Origin of the sequence: Parvibaculum sp. (assembly GCF_035511255.1) — a bacterium.
GTDB lineage: Bacteria > Pseudomonadota > Alphaproteobacteria > Parvibaculales > Parvibaculaceae > Parvibaculum.
On the sequence record NZ_DATKFR010000288.1, the window covers coordinates 1 to 2,195 of the forward strand.

Here is a 2,195-nt window from a genome sequence, read left to right on the forward strand (position 1 = left end):
CAGGGCAGCATCGACGCGCTCTTCGAACGGCTGCAGGCCGAATGGGGCAAGATCGACTTCTTCGTCCATGCCATCGCCTATTCGAACAAGGACGAGCTCGACGGCCGTTATGTCGACACGACGCTCGACAACTTCACCGCCAGCATGGCGATCTCCTGCTATTCCTTCGTCGCGCTCTGCCAGCGGGCCGAGAAGCTGATGACGGATGGCGGCTCGATCGTGACGCTGACCTATTACGGCTCCGAGAAGGTGATCCCGCATTACAACGTCATGGGTGTCGCCAAAGCCGCCCTCGAGGCGAGCGTGCGCTACCTCGCCGTCGACCTCGGCCGCAACAATATCCGCGTCAACGCCGTCTCGGCCGGACCGATCAAGACGCTCGCGGCCTCGGGCATCGGCGATTTCCGCTACATCCTGAAGTGGAACGAACTGAACTCGCCGTTGAAGCGCACGGTGACGATCGAGGAAGTGGGCAATACCGCCCTTTATCTCCTTTCCGATCTCGGCTCCGGCGTCACCGGTGAAGTGCATCACGTCGATGCCGGCTACCACGTCGTCGGCATGAAGGCCGAGGACGCGCCCGACATCAGCATCGTCTGACGATAAACATTCATGTCCTACAACACCTTCGGCACACTCTTCCGCGTCACGACCTGGGGCGAAAGCCACGGGCCGGCGCTCGGCTGCGTGGTCGATGGAACGCCGCCGCGCCTTCCGCTGAAGGCGGAGGACATCCAGCTCTACCTCGACAAGCGCAAGCCCGGCCAGTCGCGCTTCACGACGCAGCGCCGCGAGCCGGATGAGGTGAAGATTCTCTCCGGCACCTTTGCTGATCCCGAGACCGGCGAGGAAGTGACGACCGGGACGCCGATCTCGCTGATGATCGAGAATGTCGATCAACGCTCGAAGGACTACGGCGACATTAAGGACAAGTTCCGTCCCGGTCACGCCGACTTCACCTACATGGCGAAATACGGCATCCGCGACTATCGCGGCGGCGGTCGCTCCTCCGCGCGCGAGACGGCAGCGCGCGTCGCGGCCGGCGCCATCGCCCGGAAGATTCTCGAAGGCGTGACGATCCGCGGCGCCCTCGTCCAGATGGGCCCGCACAGGATCGACCGCGCCAACTGGAGCTGGGACGAGACGGAGAAGAACCCATTCTGGTGTCCTGACAGCAAGGCCGCGCCGATGTGGGAAGATTACCTCGACGGCGTGCGCAAGTCGGGCTCCTCCTGTGGCGCCGTGATCGAACTCGTCGCCTCGGGCGTGCCCGCCGGCCTCGGCGCGCCGATCTACGGCAAGCTCGATGCCGACATCGCCGCCGCGCTGATGAGCATCAATGCGGTCAAGGGCGTCGAGATCGGCGACGGCTTTGCGAGCGCCGCTCTGTCGGGCGAGGAGAATGCCGATGAAATCCGCATCGGCAACGAGGGGCCCTATTTCACCTCGAACCATGCGGGCGGCATCCTCGGCGGCATCTCGTCGGGGCAGGACATCGTCGCGCGCTTCGCCGTGAAGCCGACCTCCTCGATCCTGACGCCGCGCAAGACCATCACGACGTCGGACGAGGAAACGGAAATCCTGACCAAAGGCCGTCACGACCCCTGCGTCGGCATCCGCGCCGTCCCCGTCGGCGAGGCCATGCTCGCTTGCGTGCTGGCCGACCATCTCCTCCGCCATCGCGGACAGGTGGGGTGAACAGAGTTTGCCTCACTCCCCTGAGAGGAGGTCGTTTTCTAAGCCCTCCCCCCTTGAGGGGGAGGGTTGGGAGGGGGGAGGCGGCAAGAAAAAACCTCTCAATCAGAGCCCCCACCCGAGAAATCCGCGTACCGCGAATTTCTCGACCTCCCCTCAAGGGGGAGGTAAATTGAGTTTCCACGGCCCAGGTGCGAGCGATGTCGAAATCGTCGACTACCACAAAGGCTGAATTGCTGCACAACCCGCATCCGGGCGACGTGCTTCTGCTCGATCTGCTTGAACCGCTGGGCATCTCGCAAAACGCCCTTGCGCGCGCAATCGATGTATCTCCGCGCCGCATCAACGAGATCGTGCACGGCAAGCGGGCCATCAGCGCCGACACGGACCTTCGGCTCGCCCGCTATTTCAGCCTGTCGGAGGGCTATTTCCTGCGTCTTCAGGCCGCCTACGACCTGATGGAGGAAAAGCGGAAACTTGGCTCCAGGCTCGACGCCATC

Annotated in this window: 3 protein-coding genes; all 3 read left to right on the forward strand. The window is 63.6% G+C overall.

All coding sequences use genetic code 11. The features are described from left to right. Positions 1 to 600 (forward strand): SDR family oxidoreductase (locus tag VMR03_RS11400; RefSeq protein WP_325405287.1); only part of this gene is annotated, 600 nt, incomplete at its 5' end. Positions 601 to 612: 12 nt separating this feature from the next. Beyond that, the gene (aroC, locus tag VMR03_RS11405) at positions 613 to 1,698 is read left to right on the forward strand and encodes a chorismate synthase (protein WP_325405289.1); all 1,086 of its coding nucleotides are present in this window, start codon (positions 613 to 615) and stop codon (positions 1,696 to 1,698) included. A 197-nt stretch (positions 1,699 to 1,895) separates the two neighbouring features. After that, on the forward strand, positions 1,896 to 2,195 hold a 300-nt coding region (locus VMR03_RS11410), incomplete at its 3' end, for a HigA family addiction module antitoxin (protein ID WP_325405291.1).

What these genes read in the sequence shown, in the direction of transcription:
- aroC (WP_325405289.1), top strand. Translation starts at nt 613, where the DNA reads ATGTCCTACAACACCTTCGGCACACTCTTCCGCGTCACGACCTGGGGC.